Source organism: Luteolibacter sp. Y139 (genome assembly GCF_038066715.1).
GTDB classification, from domain to species: Bacteria; Verrucomicrobiota; Verrucomicrobiia; order Verrucomicrobiales; family Akkermansiaceae; genus Haloferula; species Haloferula soli.
Genome location: NZ_JBBUKT010000002.1, coordinates 204,440 through 221,272, shown reverse-complemented (window position 1 = coordinate 221,272; position 16,833 = coordinate 204,440). Strand labels below are relative to the sequence as shown.

The 16,833-nt window shown below is 62.4% G+C and carries 12 protein-coding genes; 4 read left to right on the top strand and 8 right to left on the bottom strand.

Annotated features, from left to right (window positions below):
- Positions 1-14 precede the first annotated feature (14 nt).
- Complete coding sequence (locus tag WKV53_RS05930) at positions 15-1,043, bottom strand: methyltransferase (RefSeq protein WP_341403438.1); 1,029 nt, start codon at positions 1,041-1,043, stop codon at positions 15-17.
- A gap of 179 nt (positions 1,044-1,222) precedes the next feature.
- Here WKV53_RS05930 and WKV53_RS05925 point away from each other — a divergent pair, with 179 nt between their 5' ends.
- From WKV53_RS05925 to WKV53_RS05915, 3 genes are all read left to right on the top strand, one after another.
- Positions 1,223-3,148, top strand: a complete 1,926-nt coding sequence (locus tag WKV53_RS05925) for a hypothetical protein (protein WP_341403437.1) — start codon at positions 1,223-1,225, stop codon at positions 3,146-3,148.
- 78 nt (positions 3,149-3,226) lie between these two features.
- Positions 3,227-4,219: a LysR family transcriptional regulator gene (locus WKV53_RS05920; RefSeq protein WP_341403436.1), complete on the top strand. Its 993-nt coding sequence runs from the start codon at positions 3,227-3,229 to the stop codon at positions 4,217-4,219.
- A gap of 26 nt (positions 4,220-4,245) precedes the next feature.
- A complete protein-coding gene (locus tag WKV53_RS05915; protein WP_341403435.1) occupies positions 4,246-4,506 on the top strand; it encodes a DUF2917 domain-containing protein in 261 nt (86 codons plus the stop codon).
- Positions 4,507-4,701: 195 nt separating this feature from the next.
- On the opposite strand, the gene WKV53_RS05910 is transcribed toward WKV53_RS05915, so the two are convergent.
- The 7 genes from WKV53_RS05910 to WKV53_RS05880 form a co-directional block, all read right to left on the bottom strand.
- Positions 4,702-5,892, bottom strand: a complete 1,191-nt coding sequence (locus WKV53_RS05910; RefSeq protein ID WP_341403434.1) for a hypothetical protein — start codon at positions 5,890-5,892, stop codon at positions 4,702-4,704.
- Between the two features lie 305 nt (positions 5,893-6,197).
- On the bottom strand, positions 6,198-7,235 hold the full coding sequence (locus WKV53_RS05905) for a methyltransferase (protein WP_341403433.1): 1,038 nt from the start codon (positions 7,233-7,235) through the stop codon (positions 6,198-6,200).
- A 74-nt stretch (positions 7,236-7,309) separates the two neighbouring features.
- The gene (locus tag WKV53_RS05900) at positions 7,310-8,539 is read right to left on the bottom strand and encodes a DNRLRE domain-containing protein (RefSeq protein WP_341403432.1); all 1,230 of its coding nucleotides are present in this window, start codon (positions 8,537-8,539) and stop codon (positions 7,310-7,312) included.
- A gap of 79 nt (positions 8,540-8,618) precedes the next feature.
- A complete protein-coding gene (locus WKV53_RS05895; RefSeq protein ID WP_341403431.1) occupies positions 8,619-11,006 on the bottom strand; it encodes an MMPL family transporter in 2,388 nt (795 codons plus the stop codon).
- A gap of 70 nt (positions 11,007-11,076) precedes the next feature.
- On the bottom strand, positions 11,077-13,902 hold the full coding sequence (locus WKV53_RS05890; protein ID WP_341403430.1) for a PA14 domain-containing protein: 2,826 nt from the start codon (positions 13,900-13,902) through the stop codon (positions 11,077-11,079).
- Positions 13,903-13,905: 3 nt separating this feature from the next.
- Positions 13,906-14,835, bottom strand: coding sequence for a DUF58 domain-containing protein (locus WKV53_RS05885; protein ID WP_341403429.1), 930 nt, complete (start codon positions 14,833-14,835; stop codon positions 13,906-13,908).
- 20 nt (positions 14,836-14,855) lie between these two features.
- Positions 14,856-15,866 (bottom strand): AAA family ATPase, encoded by a 1,011-nt coding sequence (locus tag WKV53_RS05880; RefSeq protein WP_345789640.1) that lies wholly within the window; start codon positions 15,864-15,866, stop codon positions 14,856-14,858.
- Between the two features lie 130 nt (positions 15,867-15,996).
- On the opposite strand from WKV53_RS05880, the gene WKV53_RS05875 reads away from it, so the two are divergent.
- Positions 15,997-16,794 carry an MlaE family ABC transporter permease gene (locus tag WKV53_RS05875; RefSeq protein ID WP_341403428.1) on the top strand — a complete coding sequence of 266 codons (798 nt, stop codon included), beginning with the start codon at positions 15,997-15,999 and terminating at the stop codon, positions 16,792-16,794.
- The last annotated feature ends 39 nt before the right edge of the window (positions 16,795-16,833 follow it).

Below are 16,833 nucleotides of genomic sequence, written 5' to 3'. Positions count from 1 at the left end.
TGTTTTTCCCGCTCTCAAGCGATCCGCGCCTCCACCACGCTCACCGGCGAGGCCGTCGGAACCACCCGGCTCAGCTTCAGCCCCGCCTTTGCCAGCAGCCCGGCGTATTCCTGCTCCGTGCGCTCCTGCCCACCGGGGCCCACCAGCATCATCATGTCCAGCATCTTGCCGGGATGCGGCACGTTGCCCGAGGGCAATACCATCTCGATGATCAGCAACCGGCTCTCCGCATGCATCGCACGCCGGCAATTTCGCAGGATCGTGAGACACTGCTCCTCCGACCAATCGTGAATCACATGCGACATCAGATAAGCATCCGCGCCCGCCGGCACCTGCTCGAAGAAGCTTCCCGATTCAATCCGCACCCGATCCGTGAGCCCGCGCGCCTCGATCAGCGGCGGCGCATCACTAACCACGTGCGGCAGATCATAGAGAATGCCGCGCATCTCCGGGTAGTGCCCCACGATCGTCGTCAGCAGATCCCCCGTCGCCCCACCCACATCCACGATCGTCCCCAATCCGCTGAAATCATAAGCCGCCAGCACCGCCGGTGGCTCGCCACCGTGAATGCCCACCATCGTCTCGCTGAATAGCGACGCCTCCTCCGGCCGCTGCGCCAGCCAGTCGAAGATCGGCATGCCAAACATCTTCTCGTAGCCGCTTTGCCCCGTCTGCAGCGAATACGGCAACTGCGCGAACCCGTTTACCCACGGCTCGCTCGCCACCGTCAGGATCGTCGCCCGCGCCGATCCCGGAGCACCCGTCTTCATCGCTTCACCCATCGGCGTCAGCGCGAAACGATGCGACTCATCTTCAGCCAGAATGCCGAGGCTCGCGAGCGTCCGCATCAGCCGATAAAGCGAGGGCGCATGAGTCTGGGTCAGCCCCGCCAATGCCGCCGCATCCTGCGGCCCATCCGCCAGATGATCGGCCAGTCCCAGCTTCGCGGCGGCATGCACCACGTGCGAGACCCAATGCGCCATTGCCATCTGAATCAATTGCGCGTGAACCGGCGGAGCGTCGTTTTCCTGAGGGGCGTTCATGACAGCTACATCCTGAAATACGGCGGCCAGCGCTGGCGAGCCTTCAGATGGTGCGGACGCGTCACCGGGATAGCCCTGAGAATTTGACATCCCCACCCCTGCATTTCTTAATGGCAGATCACGGTTCCGCTCCAGAGAGGCACCTGCGGACCGCCCTCCCCCTCAAGTCCCCTCCCGCCATGAATGCCCGCCCCCTCCTCTTGCTTGCCTTCTCGTCCCCCTGCTTCAGCGGCACACTTCACGTCGAATCGGAGGTGCTCCCGGACCTCTTGGAGCATCAGATCCTCGGCGACGAAGTCATCGCCAAGGGATTCTACCCCGCCCACGCTCCGCCGGGAGTCTACACCCAGCAGCAGATCAATGCCGCCTTGAACGGCCTGACCCCATTGCAAAAGGGCATCCTTTCCTCCACCACCCAGCATCGCTTTGTCGGCGACACTCTGGCCTCCACGACCACCATCGTGGATCCGAATGGCGCACTCTATGGCATCGACTTCTCCGGTGATCCGTTCGACTACGAAAGCTGGGTCGTCCCCGGCGCAGAGGACCTCACCATCGATGTCCGCCTTCAGGCCACCCGCCTCAGCACTAGCCGGAATTTCACCGTGCAGGAGTTCGTGAGAAAACCCCGGCCCTCCTCCGGCGGCATCGGCTCCACCGTGGACGTCGACACCTGGAGTTTCAGCAAGCCCACCGACCTCGTCGAAGCAGCCTCGCCGACCCTGAAATACAGCCCCACTACCGTCCCCGCCTTCATCCCCGCGGAATTCGTCCAGCAGGCGCTCGCCGGAGCCTCGCCCGGCCAGGAAGTCCCTCTGGCTACCGGCTACGGCGTCTTGTCGCTGGGTCACGGCTACGGAGAAACTACCGAGACCATCTACTCTTACGGCGCGCAGTTCGGCATCGACTACATCGGCGACCCCGATGACTACTTCACATGGATTGCCATCGGCGATAGCAGCATCCAGGTCACCTCTCATCAGGAGACCGAGGAAGGACAACGTTACCTCGACCAATCCATTCAATATCACCTCATCGCTCCGGACGGCACCGGACAAGTCATCCAGAATCCCAAGTTTACCATCGTCACCGAGGTGACCGATACCCTGGCGACTTGGGACAAGGTCTACTTCGCACCGGACCACGTCCCCTCCGGAGTCGATCCTGCAGACGCCACCGTGCTGGCCGCCAAGGTCACCCCAGGCAATGCCGGCATGGCTCTCCATACGACCACGGACACGCCCGATGAAACCGAAGTCACCGTCACCCAAAGCATAGACTCCCACGGAGCCGTGGCTGGCGTCGACTACTCCGGCACTCCCTCCAATCCCGCCACATGGACGGCATTGACTTCGAACGATGTCATAGCCGACCGCGTCGAGAAAGTTTCACTCACCACCGAAACCGAAGCCGCACACCTGGTTCACGTCCTCTATCGCGAGGCATCGGGCGATCCCGGACAAACCGGCCAGTTGCATCGCGTGGAAAACTCCGTGGTAGGTCACGACATCGTCCGCGTGACCCGCCGCTATCTGAATCACCAGCTCGATCTTCAGCAGCCCCTTCCCGATGGCGTCACCACCGGCACCATCCGTCAGGCTCTCACCTGGGCCAATCCCGGCGAGACGGTGATCGCCGCCCAGACCCGCGTCCGCACGCTCCGCTCCACCCAGAGCACTCCACTCCCGGACATCATCGATACCAATGGCTGGACCCTCGGCACCGATTTCACCGGCACTCCCGGCGATGTGAATTCATGGCAAGCCGCAGGCCCCGCCGATGTCTACATCGACATCTATCACCCCGTCACCCGCACCCGCGACTATGACGAAGTCGTGACCACTCACTTCATCACCGCGCCAAACACCCCGGCAGAAAGCCAGCCGTCCCTCAAGGTGCTCTCCAGCGACTCCGGACCACCACGCTCGCTTCACGTCACATGGAGTCCTCCGCCGGGCATGGAATTCGAAGTCGAAACCAGCGACGACCTCGCCACCTTCTCGCCCGTCCCCGGCATTTTCAAAGCGGACGGGCGGCTGCTCCGCTACAGCGGTTTCTTCAATCCCCTTCAGCCCAAAGGCTTCCTGCGCGTCAAAAGACGCTGATTGTCAGCCCGGAAACGAGCCATCACCGATCCCGATGCCCCCGTTCCAAAAAGGCGATTGGGCGAACGGCCCGATATCGTGAAGATTGCCGACGTCGACCGCAGCCCGACCGCCGCCATGGAACTCTACCAACTCCGCACCTTTCTCACGATTGCCGAAGAAGGCAACCTCACTCGCGCCGCGGAGAAACTCTTCACCAGCCAGCCCGCGGTCAGCGCACAGGTGAAGCAACTCGAGGAAGAACTCGGTGTGAAACTCTTCGAACGCAGTGCCCGCGGGATGTCGCTCACCCGCGAGGGTCTACTGCTCCAAGAAAAAGCCCGCCGCATCGTCGACGCGGCGCGCGACTTCAAGCACAGCGCCGAGCACTTGCGCGACAACGTCTCCGGCGAACTCGTGATCGGCCTCAACAACCGGCCCGAGGTCCTCAAGATCGTCGATGTCCTCGGCGCGCTCACCTTCGCCCATCCCGAACTCAGCTACGAATTGGTCAACGGCAGCAGCGGCACCATTCTCGAAGGCATCGACGAAGGAGCCATCGCCATCGGCTTCTTCGAAGGCGTCTGCGAATTCCCCCGCATCGAGTGGCACGCCCTGGAGCCCATCGAACTCTGCATCGCTGCCCCCGCCGCATGGGCTCGCGAATTGGCCTCGCCCGATTGGAAGCTGTTAGAGACCAAGCCATGGATCTTCGTCTCCCAGGCATGCTCCTACTTCCGCGCCATCGAATCCATCTGCACCGACCAGGGACTGAAGCTCCAACAGCGCTTCCGCGTGGATGAATGCCTCACCGTTCTCAACCTCGTCGCAGAAGGCCTCGGCCTCACCCTCGCCGCGGTGAATCACATAGACTCCCCGGAGTATCGCGGCCGCATCGTCGCCCTGCCCCATTTCCGCACCACGGTGAACCTCTGCGTCGGCTACCTCCGCGAAAACGCCGACCGCCCCGCCATCGCCGCCGCTCGCGAAGTCATCCTCGGTCTCTGGGACAAACCGGAGGAACCACAGGCACTTCCGCCCCTGTCTCGCGACATCCGCTCCGCTCGCCCCAAAGGCCGCAGCCACCGCTGACCGCCTAACAGCTCACCTTCTTTCTCATGAAAATCTCCCTCACACGCCGTGAGGTGGAGTCGCTCGATCTCTCGTCGGACGATCGTCTCCGGCTCACCACCCGCAATGGCTCCGCCTGGGTCACCCTGTCAGGCACCGCCGAGGACTTCATCCTGACCTCGTCCAGTCCCGTGGAACTCGCAGGCCCCGGCCGACTCGTCATCGAAGCCTTGGACGGCGACATCGTCGTCCATCTCGGCTTCTCGCGAACCATCGCCGGCAATGCAGTCCTCATCGCCGCAAGCTGACGACCGGTTGCGAACAAGGAACCGCTGCCAACGATCCCAGCCTCTTCGTGCCAAAGGCACGGGTCATAAAAGCCCGGCACGAAGTGCCGGGTAACATCAGCGCGGGCATCGTGTCCTGAAAGGAAACCTCATGCGTCTCTCGGCCAGATCTTCAAGGCACTCCGCCACCACTCCCCAAGCCTGCATCGCCTTCACCTAACGCAGCGGATCCCCAAATCGATCCCCCTCACCCCCGCTGCCAAACACCACCACCTTGTCCCAATCGAACGTCCCCCACTTCGCAAAGTCCCGGTCAATGCGAGCACGGTTCTCTTGGGTCACCTCCTCCGTCGTGAAAATCGGCAGGATCGGACGGCCATCGGCACCGTGCGCATAGGTCTCCTTCTTCTCCTCGACCAACAGCAGGAAGGACACGTGCCCGCCCGGACACTCACCCACCGCGATATCGATGTCGAAAATCTCGCCAGCCCGCGGGTTGATCCAGTCGCCGATCGTCATCTTCCATCCCTCACCCCACGGACTCGCATACTCCTTGTCCGGATCGGACGGTTGCCATCGGCCGAAGAGCGCCGACCGCAGCGGTGGCCAGGCCGCGATCATGCGGGTCTGCCCCTTGATCTTGACGATGACACAATCGTCGCCAAAGGCCACGAACCGGAAGTTCATCGCCTTGGGAGCCTTCAGCTTTCCATGGTAGTGCGCCAGCCATCCGGAAGGCTGCATCTTCCCTTCGCCTCCGAAGAGCTTCGGCCCCTCGGATGCCGCCGTGATCGGAACCGCAAGTTGGGTCAGATAAAGTGCGTCCGGAGCCTTGAAGTAGCCCTTGAACGCACTCTCCCGGAAGTCCCGCTGGATCGCCTCCGCAACCCGCTTCGTATACTCCTCCGTATGCTGCATGTCGACCTGATAGCCCGGCGTCGGCTTGCCATCCGGAGATTGCTTGAAGTCGTAAAGATACCCTTTTAGCGCATTCGACCTAGCCTCCTTCGAGCCGAATGGCGTCGTCGAGACAAAGCCCTTCCCCACACCCGGACCACTGCCCGGTCCGGTCCCCGTGCCATTGCCGGTACCAATGCCACCCCCGCTTCCACCACCCGCTCCGCCGCCGGACCCTGCACTGCTTTCCAGCCCCGCCATCATCGGCAGGCCCGGGTCGGACATCTCCGGCGCATCCGGCAGCGTGAAGCTGGCCGATGCCGAGGCCACTAGCTTCTTGGACTGGACCGAATTGCTCAGCTGTCGCTTCCGGGTCTCGATCTGATGGGCTTTGGCCCCCTCATTACCCCCACCCCCACCTCCGCCTGGAAGGAATTTCAAATCCTCCTTGGGTGGATCGATCCATCGGAAGAAGACAAAGATCGCAAGCAGGATGAACACTGCATGCACCGCCAGGGAAATGAAGAAGGCACCCGCACCGAACCGGCGGAAGAATGAAGGTCGCTTCGCGGAAGGGTCAGAAGCAGGGGCTGAAGGAGAAATTGGATTCGATGGGGTTCTCATCACCGCGGCCCAACGCAGCCTCCACCGGAATCTTGGCCAAAAATCGAAAACTTTCGTGTCAACTTGGCGGAAAGATACAAATACCTGAGCATCCGATACACCGGGATGATGCCCGTCCCTTTCCGGCGCCAGAGCATGAGGAGAACTTACCCGAGGCCTCTAGGACTTTGATCGGATCGTCCGGGCAACGATCACAATTTCACCCCGGTCATGAATCCCCGGTTGGCGACCGTGTCCTGATAGGCTCCCACCGCGAATCCCAAGTCCTCTAACAAGCCACCGAACTCGGCCGGTGAGTAGCACTTCCCTTGGGTGATGTTCATCAGCAAGGCCGAATACTCCGCCACCGCCACCGGCCCGGATTTATCGTCGCGAATGAAGGCATCGTGAATCACTAACAGGCCGCCGGACGGCAGCGCTTCCGCCGCCTTCTCCAACAACCGGCGCACCTCGGGAAAATCCCAATCATGCAGCACATTCGAGAGCAGGATAATGTCCACCTCCGGCCATGCGTCCGCAAACATGTCCGCCGTGACCACCTCCACCCTGCCCTCAAGCCCGTGACGTGCAATCTCTGCTCTCGTGATCGCATCCACCGGCGCTTGCTCCAACACCGTCGCCTGCAATTGCGGATGATACGCCACGAGTGTCGATGAATAAATCCCGGAACCACCCGCCACATCCAGCAACGTCCGCCGCTCGCCTAACAGCGGAGCCAGCCCCCTCGCCAGCCCCTGCCCGAAGACCAACCCGCGGGAGTTCATCAGCGCGGTAAACTCACGGGCAAACTCCGGATCCAGCATCGACTGGTGCCAATCCTTCCCATCGCTCTTCGCCTGCCAATTCCCCGGCTTGCCGGTCTTCAGCACATCGAGAAATCCCCGCACCACCGGCGTGTCCCGCACTGGCACGAAGTAAGGCCCCAGAAACCACGGCGACTCCTTCACCAAATGCTCACGTCCCATCGCGGTAAGACGCACCGCCTCCGGATGACCAGCCACCAGCCCATACGCCTGACACAGCGTCAGCATCACATCCGCAGGCCGCTCCTTGATCCCGAGCTTCTCCGAAATCTCGCTCGTGGACGCACCCGGATTCGCCTCCAGCCACGTGAACAGATCGAAATGCAGCAAGGCCGTGGCCATCAGCTCCGCCGCAAACTGGCGGTCCCGAAGCTCCAGAATGCCACCAGGGTCCGTCGTCGGGAATTGATTGAGGAAGGAACTCATAGGCAATGGGAGTAATGCCTCTCCATGGCCATCACAAGGCATTCCCGTCTCGGGCATCCAAACGGCCAACTGCCTTAGCGAGGACCAATCGCGACGAAATGCCACGTGATTCCGGACCAAGAGGCCGCGCTTCCGAAAGTCACTCCGGACCCTGTGACGTTTAGAAGTGCGCTGGACACGATGGTGTTGTTAGGGGGCAGTACTTCCTGCGAACAGGTGATGGTCGGCGGAGCCGAGAATGCCGTCGTGAAAGTAAGGGCAACATCACTGCCCGACTTCACGACCGAAAATCCGCTCCCGCCCGACAAGCTCAAAACTCCATTCAGGAAGGTGTAAGAGCCCCGGACGATGCGAAGGTTTTCTTCTCCGCCGGGGGCAAGAAGGTTGCCAGTGGTTCCCAGCCTGATGCTGCCCCGCACCTCTAGCGGAGCAGATGGCGAATTCGTTCCGATTCCCACCTTTCCATCCGCCACTGCAAGCTGGTTCCCGCCCACCGTCAGACCATTTGCGGGCAGTACAAGCGCTCCGGTCATGGTATCGCCCGCCTTACTGACTTTACCTGCCAGATTGTTCTGAAGCCCCGTGATGCTCGCTCCCAGACCGTTGATCTGCGGCTGGAGCGTCGAAGTGACACCGTCGAGAGCGGCCAGTTCGTCATTGTCCACGCTTCCATCACCGATCTTGGCCGCGTCGAGTTCCGAGCCGAGCTGCTCGTTGCCGATCACGCGGCTCCTCTCGATTTGCAGGAACGCCGGATAACCCAGGGAGGCCCCTTCCTTTGAGGCGAATTGGACTCTCGTGGTGCCGGTCGCGGTCAGGGCGAAACCGAAATCGCTGGCCGGTGTTCCAAGCCATGCTTTCACCTGCTGCGTCACATCGATCAGGATGAATTGTTTGGCGACTACCGAGGAGGACGGGATCGTGGCAAGGGACGTATCAGCAAAAGCAGGCTGAGCCACATTTCCTGTCACCGATTCAGTCCAATCCTGCGTAACTGCGTGAAGGGAGAGATCACCCGCTTCAGTTACCGTGGGTAAATACACCATCAGCACGGCACTGGACACCTCGGAGGAAGGAAGAGTGTCCGCGAGAGACCCCGCATCGAAGCGCAGGAACGCTGTCCGGGTGCTGGTGACTCCAAGCGAAGATCCAACTCCCGCGGCCGGAGTGAGCAGCTTCATTTCAGCCTGCTTCTTGTTTGAGGAGGTGGAGGTATCTTCCGAAACCGGAAGCGTCATGGCGGAAAGCACCGGCATCGCAATTCCCGCCAAGGCAACAACGGGGAGGGAAAACTTATGATTCATACAATTGTTCAACTGAAGATCATTTCTATGTTCCCGATAAAACAGTCAATCATTTCCTGAGTAGTCGATCTCTAACATTCTATAGCCGCGCACCCCGGGAATGCCACCCCGGCAACAGGAACAGCGAAAAGGCCATCGAGAGCACGATGCCAATCACCGCAACTTGCCCCAGACTCACCAGCGCATCGCTCGCGGAAAAGATCAGCGAGCCGAAGCCGATGACGTTGGACACACCGCAGAAGAGCAAGGCCTTGCCCGTGCCATTCCACAGTTCCTTGTAGCACATCCCAGTCCGCTTGAGCGTCAGGGTCACGTGGATCGCGTAGTCGATCCCGGTGCCTAACAGCAGCGGCGTGGCCATCAGGTTCACAAAGTTCCACTTCAGCCCGAACACCGTCATGGCGGCAAGCATCACCAAAATGGTCACCACCATCGTGAAGAGCGCGTAGGCGACGTCGCGGATCCTCCGGAAGATGATAAACATCATGGCCAACAGCAGCACTCCCATCGGCAGCAGCATCCGGGTCATGTCATCCTTCACCAGCCCTGCGATCGCAGGCTTGAAAAGACTCCAGCCACTCAGCCAGATGCCCTCCGAGTTCAGCGCACGCAGCCGCGGGTAGCCAGGCGTCAGCGGATCGACCGATGGATCCGGCAAGACCGATCCAAGCACCAGCCCCCCGCCCTGCTTCTCATCGCGCTGCAGGAAAAGCCGCATGATCTCCCGCGCCGCAGGCGATGTCGGATAGAAACCCGGCTCCGCCTTCTCCAGGACACCGAGGATCTGTCGTCCCAGCGCAGTCCCTTCCTCGCTGAAGCCGGTGGCATCGGCAGCCGCCAGCAGCCGCGGCGCATCACGGGCGATCGCCAGCAGCACAGGACGATTCTCCTTCTGCTTCACCGGATCCGGCCACCACGCGGCCGGCAGGCTGGATTCCAGCAGCACCCCATCCTTGCCAGCGGCAGCGAACCGCGCTTGCGCCTCACCAAGACGAGCAAGCATCGTCGCATCGTCGGGTGCTTGAACCACGACCCGGAGTAACCGCGGATCCTTGTCCGGGAATTTCTCCCGCATCCGCTCGAAGCCCTCCATCGCCGTACTATTCCGCGGGCGCATGATCTTGGAGTCGAACTCCACGCCCGGCATCCCCTTCCATGCGAGGACACCCAGGGCCAGAGCGCTGATGGCCACAGTCAGCATCCAGGACTTCCGGCGGCGGGGAATCCACTTGGCCTCATCCTCCGCCGGCGCGCGATCGACCCCGTATTTCGCGACCCACGGCAGATAGAAAACGATCATCAGCACACCCGCAGCCAGCAACCCCCAACCAACGATCGAGCCAAGCTGCGCCATCCCCGGCAAGCCACCGAGATTGAGCGCAGAGAAAACGATCGCAGTCGTAAGCGCCCCGCACAGCACCGGCTTTCCGCTCGCATGAAGAAGCTTCTTCTCATCATGCCCGGCCACCTTCGCCTCTTGGCAAATGACGAGCCCGTAGTCAGTGGCGAGACCAATCAGGATTTCCGCCGAAGCCAGCGCCATGATCGAAAGCTCGCCATAAACCCACCCGGCAACTCCCAGCGCGACCGCAAACACCAGGCACAGAGTGATGACCAATCCGTGCAGCAACATCAACCGCCGCTGCATCCACCAGAACAAGAGCGCGATCAGCGTCAGCGTCAGCCCGATCGACCCACTCATATCCTTCTCCATCGCCATCCCAATCTCCGAGGAGAACGCCGGCTCACCGGTGATCGAAATCCGCGTCTTCGTTTGAGACGAAGCGTGCCACTTCGCAATCGAGGCGCGGACCGAGTCCAGCCAAGCCCCCGCCTCACGATAGCCGGGCACATCCTTCGGCGCGTCCAGGAACATCAGATGCGCCGTGCCATCCCCACTTGAGAAAGTCGCACCACCACCTCCTCCGCCAGATGAACCCAGCACATCCGCCACCGCAGGATGCGCGAGAAAGCCAAACGGATCATGCGCCAGCATCGCCAGATCCTGCCCGGAAAGCGACGTCGCGAGCTCCTCCAGCGCCGCATCAAGCGTCGCCTGCGATTTGCCCGGCGAGAGCCGGTCGGCCAGCGCACGCACCTCAGCCGGATCGGCATTCAGCCAAAGGTAGCCGAGCAGCTCCGATAACCCCTGCGGATCCGCCGTCCACTGCGGCTGCCAGCGCGCGCGCTTCACCACCCCGTCCTTCTCCAACTGGGCCGCGAGCGACTCCGCCAGCTTGGCCGGCGTGTGCCCTTCGTCATCCTCAACTCCATCCTCCTTCTCTAGCAGCAGGATCGCTTCATCCTGCCGCGCAAAGGCCTGATGGTGCGCCTTCAGCCCCTTCACCTCCGGCAGTTCGCCGGGAAGCATCGAAAGGATATCCGTGTCGAATCTCAACCGCGTGATCCCCAGCGCCGCGACGGCGACCGCCGCGAGGAGCATGAGGTGAAGCCACCATTTCCGCATGCGAGGAAGGATGGAGATCCCGGCCAAAGGTGCCAAGTGCCTTCACTGGCCCCCTACCGGGAAGAACGCTTCAACGCCGACCCCACACCGCATCCTGCCCGAAATCCACGCGGACATCCTCAGCCGTGCGCCGGTTCCGGGAAACCCACCGGGCCAGCACGCTTTCCAACAGGAACAGCACGAAACCCGCTACCGCCAGCACCTTCCAGATCTCCCGGCCGAAGCCCTTCCCCTGCAGCACCCCCACGATGTCACCGACCGAGGTCGGCAGCAGCAGATCGGAGTGCTTGCGGATCATCGCGAGATCATCAAGCGTGCGCGGCTCGAATTGGCTCTCCCCCGCATCGCGGATCACAGCCACCGGCATCGCAGCCCCGGCAGGAAGATTCAGCAGCGCCTGCAGCTCTTCGTCCGGCGTGACCTGATAGATCCCCGGCACCGCCGCCCCGTCGATCGCCAGCTCACGCCCCACCCGCGCAGGACGCAACACCGCCTGACGCGGCAAACCGGTCGGATCCATCACCCGCAACGGCGCACCGGTTTCACGGACCTTTTCCGGCCGGAAGGCGTGCGTGGGAATGATCTGGCGCATCCCGCCCGGCGGCGTCCAGTAGAGCCGGGCATAGGCATCGCCCCCTTCCTCATAGTACGTCGCCAGGAAAGGAATGGCCTTCCCCTGCTCCAGCGTGATCTTGCCAAGTTCCTTCCGACCCCAGCCCGTCTCAAAGGTCTTGCCGTCACCGATCCGGACTTGGATCACATCATCCGCCTCGGCGGTCAGTTCATATTCCCCGCTCACCGGTGGGACCAACTGGCCCCGCCATTCGATCGAGAAGCGGTCCGCCGGCAGCCGCTTGTCGGGCTGCTTGTCACCCCAGCGGAAGTCGATGGCAGGATCGGTGCGGACGAACTTCGGCTTCCCCTTCCATTCGCGATTCGGCCAATAGCTGGCCGTCAGCCCCCCGCTTGAACCATGCAGCGCGACCGATGGGCTCCACGCCGCCTCCACGTTCAATTCGGTCCCGCTCCCCGCAGTCCAGGCGACCAGCTCGTGCAGCAATGGCACGAACCCGCGCAGCGCCGGCAGATTCCCCGACCGCGCATCGAAAGCACACGTGGCGAGCAAAGTACGACCATTCCCGTAGTTCTTCGCCGCGAGGAAAGGATCCCCATTGAGGAAGGCCGCGGCCTGCACCCCGCCGGTCGGCTCGCCCGTCTTGCGCCACTGCTTCACCTTGGCGGTGGCCAGATCGGAGTTCTTCTCGTCTTTGAAAAGCGCGACCGCTTCGTGAAGGAAGGTGGCAGGCGCAGGCGACGTGCCTTCCGGATCCACGGCCACATCCCCGAGCGCCATCGCCAGCAGCGGCCCATCCCCGGCAGTCCATTGATTGTAGAATGCGGCCTCGGCACGGGGACCGGCGATCACGAACAAGCCCGCGCCATCGGCAACCTTCGCGGAAATCTTCGAAGCCAGCCGCTCCGGCAAGCGCGGCACATCGGCAAGCACGATCACCGCCCGCCCCTCCAGATCCTCTTCCTTCAGCTCCGGCGCAGGAACCACCTCCGGATCCATCAGATAAGCGTCACCCGCCGTCTTGCCACGCCGTAGGTCAGGCGACGGCGCCAGGGCAAGGGCCGAGTAGCCAGCCGCACGCTCGAAAAACGACCCCGCCGGATTTCCATCCACAAGCAGCACCGGCAAGTTCCCCCTGACCAAAACGACCCGCTCCGCCTTGTCATCGGAAGCCAGATCATCGCGGCCATCAATGCGAGCGACCACAGCCTGCGGCCCGGCCTTCGCGAAGCGATGCCGGAACTCCACGGTTTCCTTCTGCCCGGCGACTAATAGCCCCACCGGCTTCTCCCCCGTCTTCGCCCCGCCGATCTCCATGCTCACCGGTCCCGGAGTGACCGCTTCGGTGCCGGTATTCTCCACCGTCACCCGCAGGATCACCTCGCGATCCGTGCCGACGATCCGGCGCGAAGGCTCGATGCTCGCGATGGAAACGTTGCGCAGGCTGTTAGGAACGCCGAAATCCCGCAGCACCAGCTTCGGCTTCGCCGGCATCGCCTTCCACGCCTCGCCCAGGCCATCCCACGCATTTGGATTGTCAAAGCGCCACCCGGCCCGCTGCGCATCGGTGAAAACCACGATCTCCTTCGAGGCATTCGTCCCCTGCGCCAGCCCCAGCGTTGCGACACCGAGAGCCTCATGCGCACGGAAGGTCCCGCCGATCGGCTTGAGCGAATCCAGCACCCCAAGCACATCCGCCCGATGCGTCAGCGGAGCCGCCGTCTTCGCCTCGGGAGCCGGACCACCCAGCACTACCAGAAATGCCGTCCCGCGCGGTGCTTCCTTCACCAGCTGCTTCGCCTCCTCCACCGCCCTGGTGAAGACGGTCTTCCCATCCATCGACAGGTCCATCGATGACGAGGCGTCGATGATCAGCGCGACATCGCGGCGCCCACTCGCCTCGAAGCGCTTCAAATTCAACGTGCGCTCAAGCAGGACAAGTCCCGCGGCGGCGAAAATCAAAACCAGCGAGGAGATGCGGAGGATCCACTTCGCCTTTCCGCTGAGAACGAACGACGCCCCTAACAAGGCAATCCCGACCAGCACCGCCGGCAGCACGAACAACCACGGCACACTCGAATCCGGCGGCACGAAGGGCCGCGCAATCGCAAGCGCCACCAACCCTAACAAAAGGCACCGCGCCGCCATCAGCAGCAGATCTTCCCACTCCATCTTGCGGCGCCGCATCGCCACCGTGTCAAAAAGGAACCGCATCGCCCCCCACTCAATCGGCTTCGCCGCCTGACGCCGGACCAGATGGATGATGATGGGAATCGCCACCGCCACCAGACCAGCCAAGAGCCATGGATTCAGGAACAGCATCTCCTATTTCCGCCCTCCCAGATAGCGCAGCAGGGTATCCCGCAGCGGAGTATTCGTGTTCACCGCCACGTAGTCAGCCCTTAGCTTTCCACACGCGGCATCGATCCGTTTCACAAAGTCGCGGATCTTCTCCAAATAAGCCGCCCTCACCGCCTGCGGGTCGATCCGCAGCATCGCCTCCACCCCTTCCAGATCCCGGAACCTCTGGAAGTTCTTGAAGGGAAACGTCAACTCCTCCTCCGCCATCAGGTGGAAAATCACCAGCTCATGCTGCCGGAAATCGAAGTGATGGAGCGCCTCGATGATCTTCGCCGGATCGTCGAAAAGGTCGCTGATCACGATCACCAGCCCACGCCTCGGAATACGTTCGGCCACGCCGTGAAGCACCCCGCCCACATCCGTGTCGGCACCCGCCTCGGCGGCATGGAGATCCTCCAGGATGCGCCGCACCTGGCTCGGTCGGCTGCCAGCCCGCATGAAACTGCGGACCTCCTTGTCGAAAGTAACCAGCCCCGCGGCATCACCTTGTTTCACGAACAGATAGGCCAGTGCAGCCGCCAGATGCTTGGCATATTCCAGTTTGGACAGCGCCGTCTCCCCCACCTTCGCGGCATGATCGCCCGTGTATTTCATCGATCCGGAGACATCGACCGCCAGCGTCGCACGGAGGTTGGTCTCCTCGATGTACTGCCGGATCACATTCCGGTCGCTCTTCGCCATCACCCGCCAGTCGAGATCCTTCGGATCATCCCCCGGCACATACTCGCGGTGCTCGGCGAACTCAACCGAGAACCCCTTGTCCGGCGAGCTGTGACGGCCTGTTAGAGTCCCCTGCATCCGTCGGCGGGCATACCACTCCAGGCGCTTCATCACGCCCATCGTCTCCGCAGGGAGCAGGCGCATGCAGTCGGGAAGCTTCAGCGAGTCACTCATGAAGAATCGGCCAGCAGACCTTACACCACCAATTCCTCACGCGGAGCCAGGTGCTTCACCAGCCGCTGGATCACATCATCGCTGGTCACCCCCGCCGCCTCCGCATTGAAGGTGGTCAGCACCCGATGCCTCAGCACCGGCGTGGCAATCGCAGCCACATCCCCGGTCGTGGCGTGGAAGCGCCCCCGCAGCACAGCATGGGCCTTCGCCGCGGAAATCAAGCTGATCCCCGCGCGAGGACCCGCTCCCCAGCCCACCATCTCCTTCACGAAGTCCGGCGCCGAAGCATCCTTCGGTCGCGTCGCCCGCGCGAGCTTGGCAGCGAAGTCGATCACATGATCTCCCACCGGCACCCGCTTCACCACTTGCTGGAGGTGGATGATCTCCTCCGCGTTCATCAGCGGCGTGATCTCGTTGTCGCTCGGACTCGTCACGCGCCGGATAATCTCCCGCTCCTCTTCCTCACTGGGATAGTCGACGAGAATGTTGAAAAGGAAGCGATCGAGCTGCGCCTCGGGCAAGGGATAGGTTCCCTCCTGCTCGATCGGATTCTGCGTCGCGAGGACGAAGAAAGGCTTCGGCAGGTTCAGCGTGTGCTCGCCCACCGTCACATGATGCTCCTGCATCGCTTCTAACAAGGCCGCCTGCGTCTTCGGCGGAGTCCGGTTGATTTCGTCTGCCAGCACCAGATTCGTGAAGATCGGCCCGTGGACGAAGCGGAAGCCCCGGCGACCGGTCTCCGGATCCACCTCCAGCACATCCGTGCCGGTGATGTCCGCCGGCATCAGGTCGGGCGTGAATTGGATCCGCTTGAAGCCGAGATCGAGCGCCCGCGACAGCGTCGAGACCAGCAGGGTCTTGGCCAAGCCGGGCACCCCCACCAGCAGCGCATGCCCCCGGCAGAAGATCGCCATCAGCGCCTGCTCCACAACCTGCTCTTGGCCAACGATCACGCGTCCCAGCTCGCTTTTCATCTGCCGGTAGGTCGCGTGGAGTTTTTCCACCGCCGCCTTGTCGTCGCCGTTGCTCATGATCCGGCCACTACGCCGGGTGGTTTCAGCAAATTGCAGTCTAAAAATCCGGATCTGTCATTTTTCCCAAAGCCACGGATTTCACCGTCGCGCTGGCCAAGTGGCAGTTCGCCCCGTTAGCCTCACCGTCGTGGCGTTCCTGCAGTTCCTCGGCGGCTTGGTGACGGGCTTTCTCCGCTATCTCGGGGAAGTCTCGATCCTCGTCAGCGGAATCTCGGAGTCCTTCGTGAAGGGGAAGATCCGCTGGCGCATCGTGATGCAGCAGATCGTCGAGATTGGCTATCGCTCCCAGCCGGTCGTCATGGTCACCGGGGCCTTCACCGGAGCCGTGCTGGCGGCGCAATCGCTCTTCCAATTCAGCGTCCTGAACATGGAAACCGGGGCCGGCGCCCTGGTCAGCGTGGCCATGCTCCGCGAGCTCGGCCCCTCCGTCACCGCCCTCATGCTCGCCGGCCGGGTCGGTGCCGCCATGGCCGCGGAAATCGGCACCATGCAGGTCACCGAGCAAGTCGATGCCCTCCGCTCCATGGGCGTGCATCCCGTGGACTATCTCGTCACCCCACGCGTCATCGCCATGGTGCTCGCCATCCCCCTGCTGATCGGCGAATCGGCGGCACTCGGGATCGGCGCATCCGTCATCGTCGGCACCGGTCCGTTCAATGTGAATCCAGCCTACTGGATGAGCCAGATGACCAAGCACACGGACCTCACCGACGTCTCGATCTCCCTCATCAAGGGCCTCGTCTTCGGCCTGCTGATCGTCGCCATTTCCTGCCATCAGGGCCTCCGAGCCAGCGGCGGAGCCGTCGGCGTCGGCCGCTCGACCACCCGCGCCATGGTCTACTCGGCCTTGGCAATCCTGATCGTTAATTTCTTCCTGACCTTGCTCCTGAACATGATCTTCCCGGCAGGCCTCACCCGCTACTGACCCTACAAGCGGCTGGACACGTAGAACATTTGTTATAAC

What these genes read in the sequence shown, in the direction of transcription:
- WKV53_RS05930 (WP_341403438.1), bottom strand. Translation starts at nt 1,043, where the DNA reads ATGAACGCCCCTCAGGAAAACGACGCTCCGCCGGTTCACGCGCAATTG.
- WKV53_RS05925 (WP_341403437.1), top strand. Translation starts at nt 1,223, where the DNA reads ATGAATGCCCGCCCCCTCCTCTTGCTTGCCTTCTCGTCCCCCTGCTTC.
- WKV53_RS05915 (WP_341403435.1), top strand. Translation starts at nt 4,246, where the DNA reads ATGAAAATCTCCCTCACACGCCGTGAGGTGGAGTCGCTCGATCTCTCG.
- WKV53_RS05905 (WP_341403433.1), bottom strand. Translation starts at nt 7,235, where the DNA reads ATGAGTTCCTTCCTCAATCAATTCCCGACGACGGACCCTGGTGGCATT.
- WKV53_RS05900 (WP_341403432.1), bottom strand. Translation starts at nt 8,539, where the DNA reads ATGAATCATAAGTTTTCCCTCCCCGTTGTTGCCTTGGCGGGAATTGCG.
- WKV53_RS05895 (WP_341403431.1), bottom strand. Translation starts at nt 11,006, where the DNA reads ATGCGGAAATGGTGGCTTCACCTCATGCTCCTCGCGGCGGTCGCCGTC.
- WKV53_RS05890 (WP_341403430.1), bottom strand. Translation starts at nt 13,902, where the DNA reads ATGCTGTTCCTGAATCCATGGCTCTTGGCTGGTCTGGTGGCGGTGGCG.
- WKV53_RS05885 (WP_341403429.1), bottom strand. Translation starts at nt 14,835, where the DNA reads ATGAGTGACTCGCTGAAGCTTCCCGACTGCATGCGCCTGCTCCCTGCG.
- WKV53_RS05880 (WP_345789640.1), bottom strand. Translation starts at nt 15,866, where the DNA reads ATGAGCAACGGCGACGACAAGGCGGCGGTGGAAAAACTCCACGCGACC.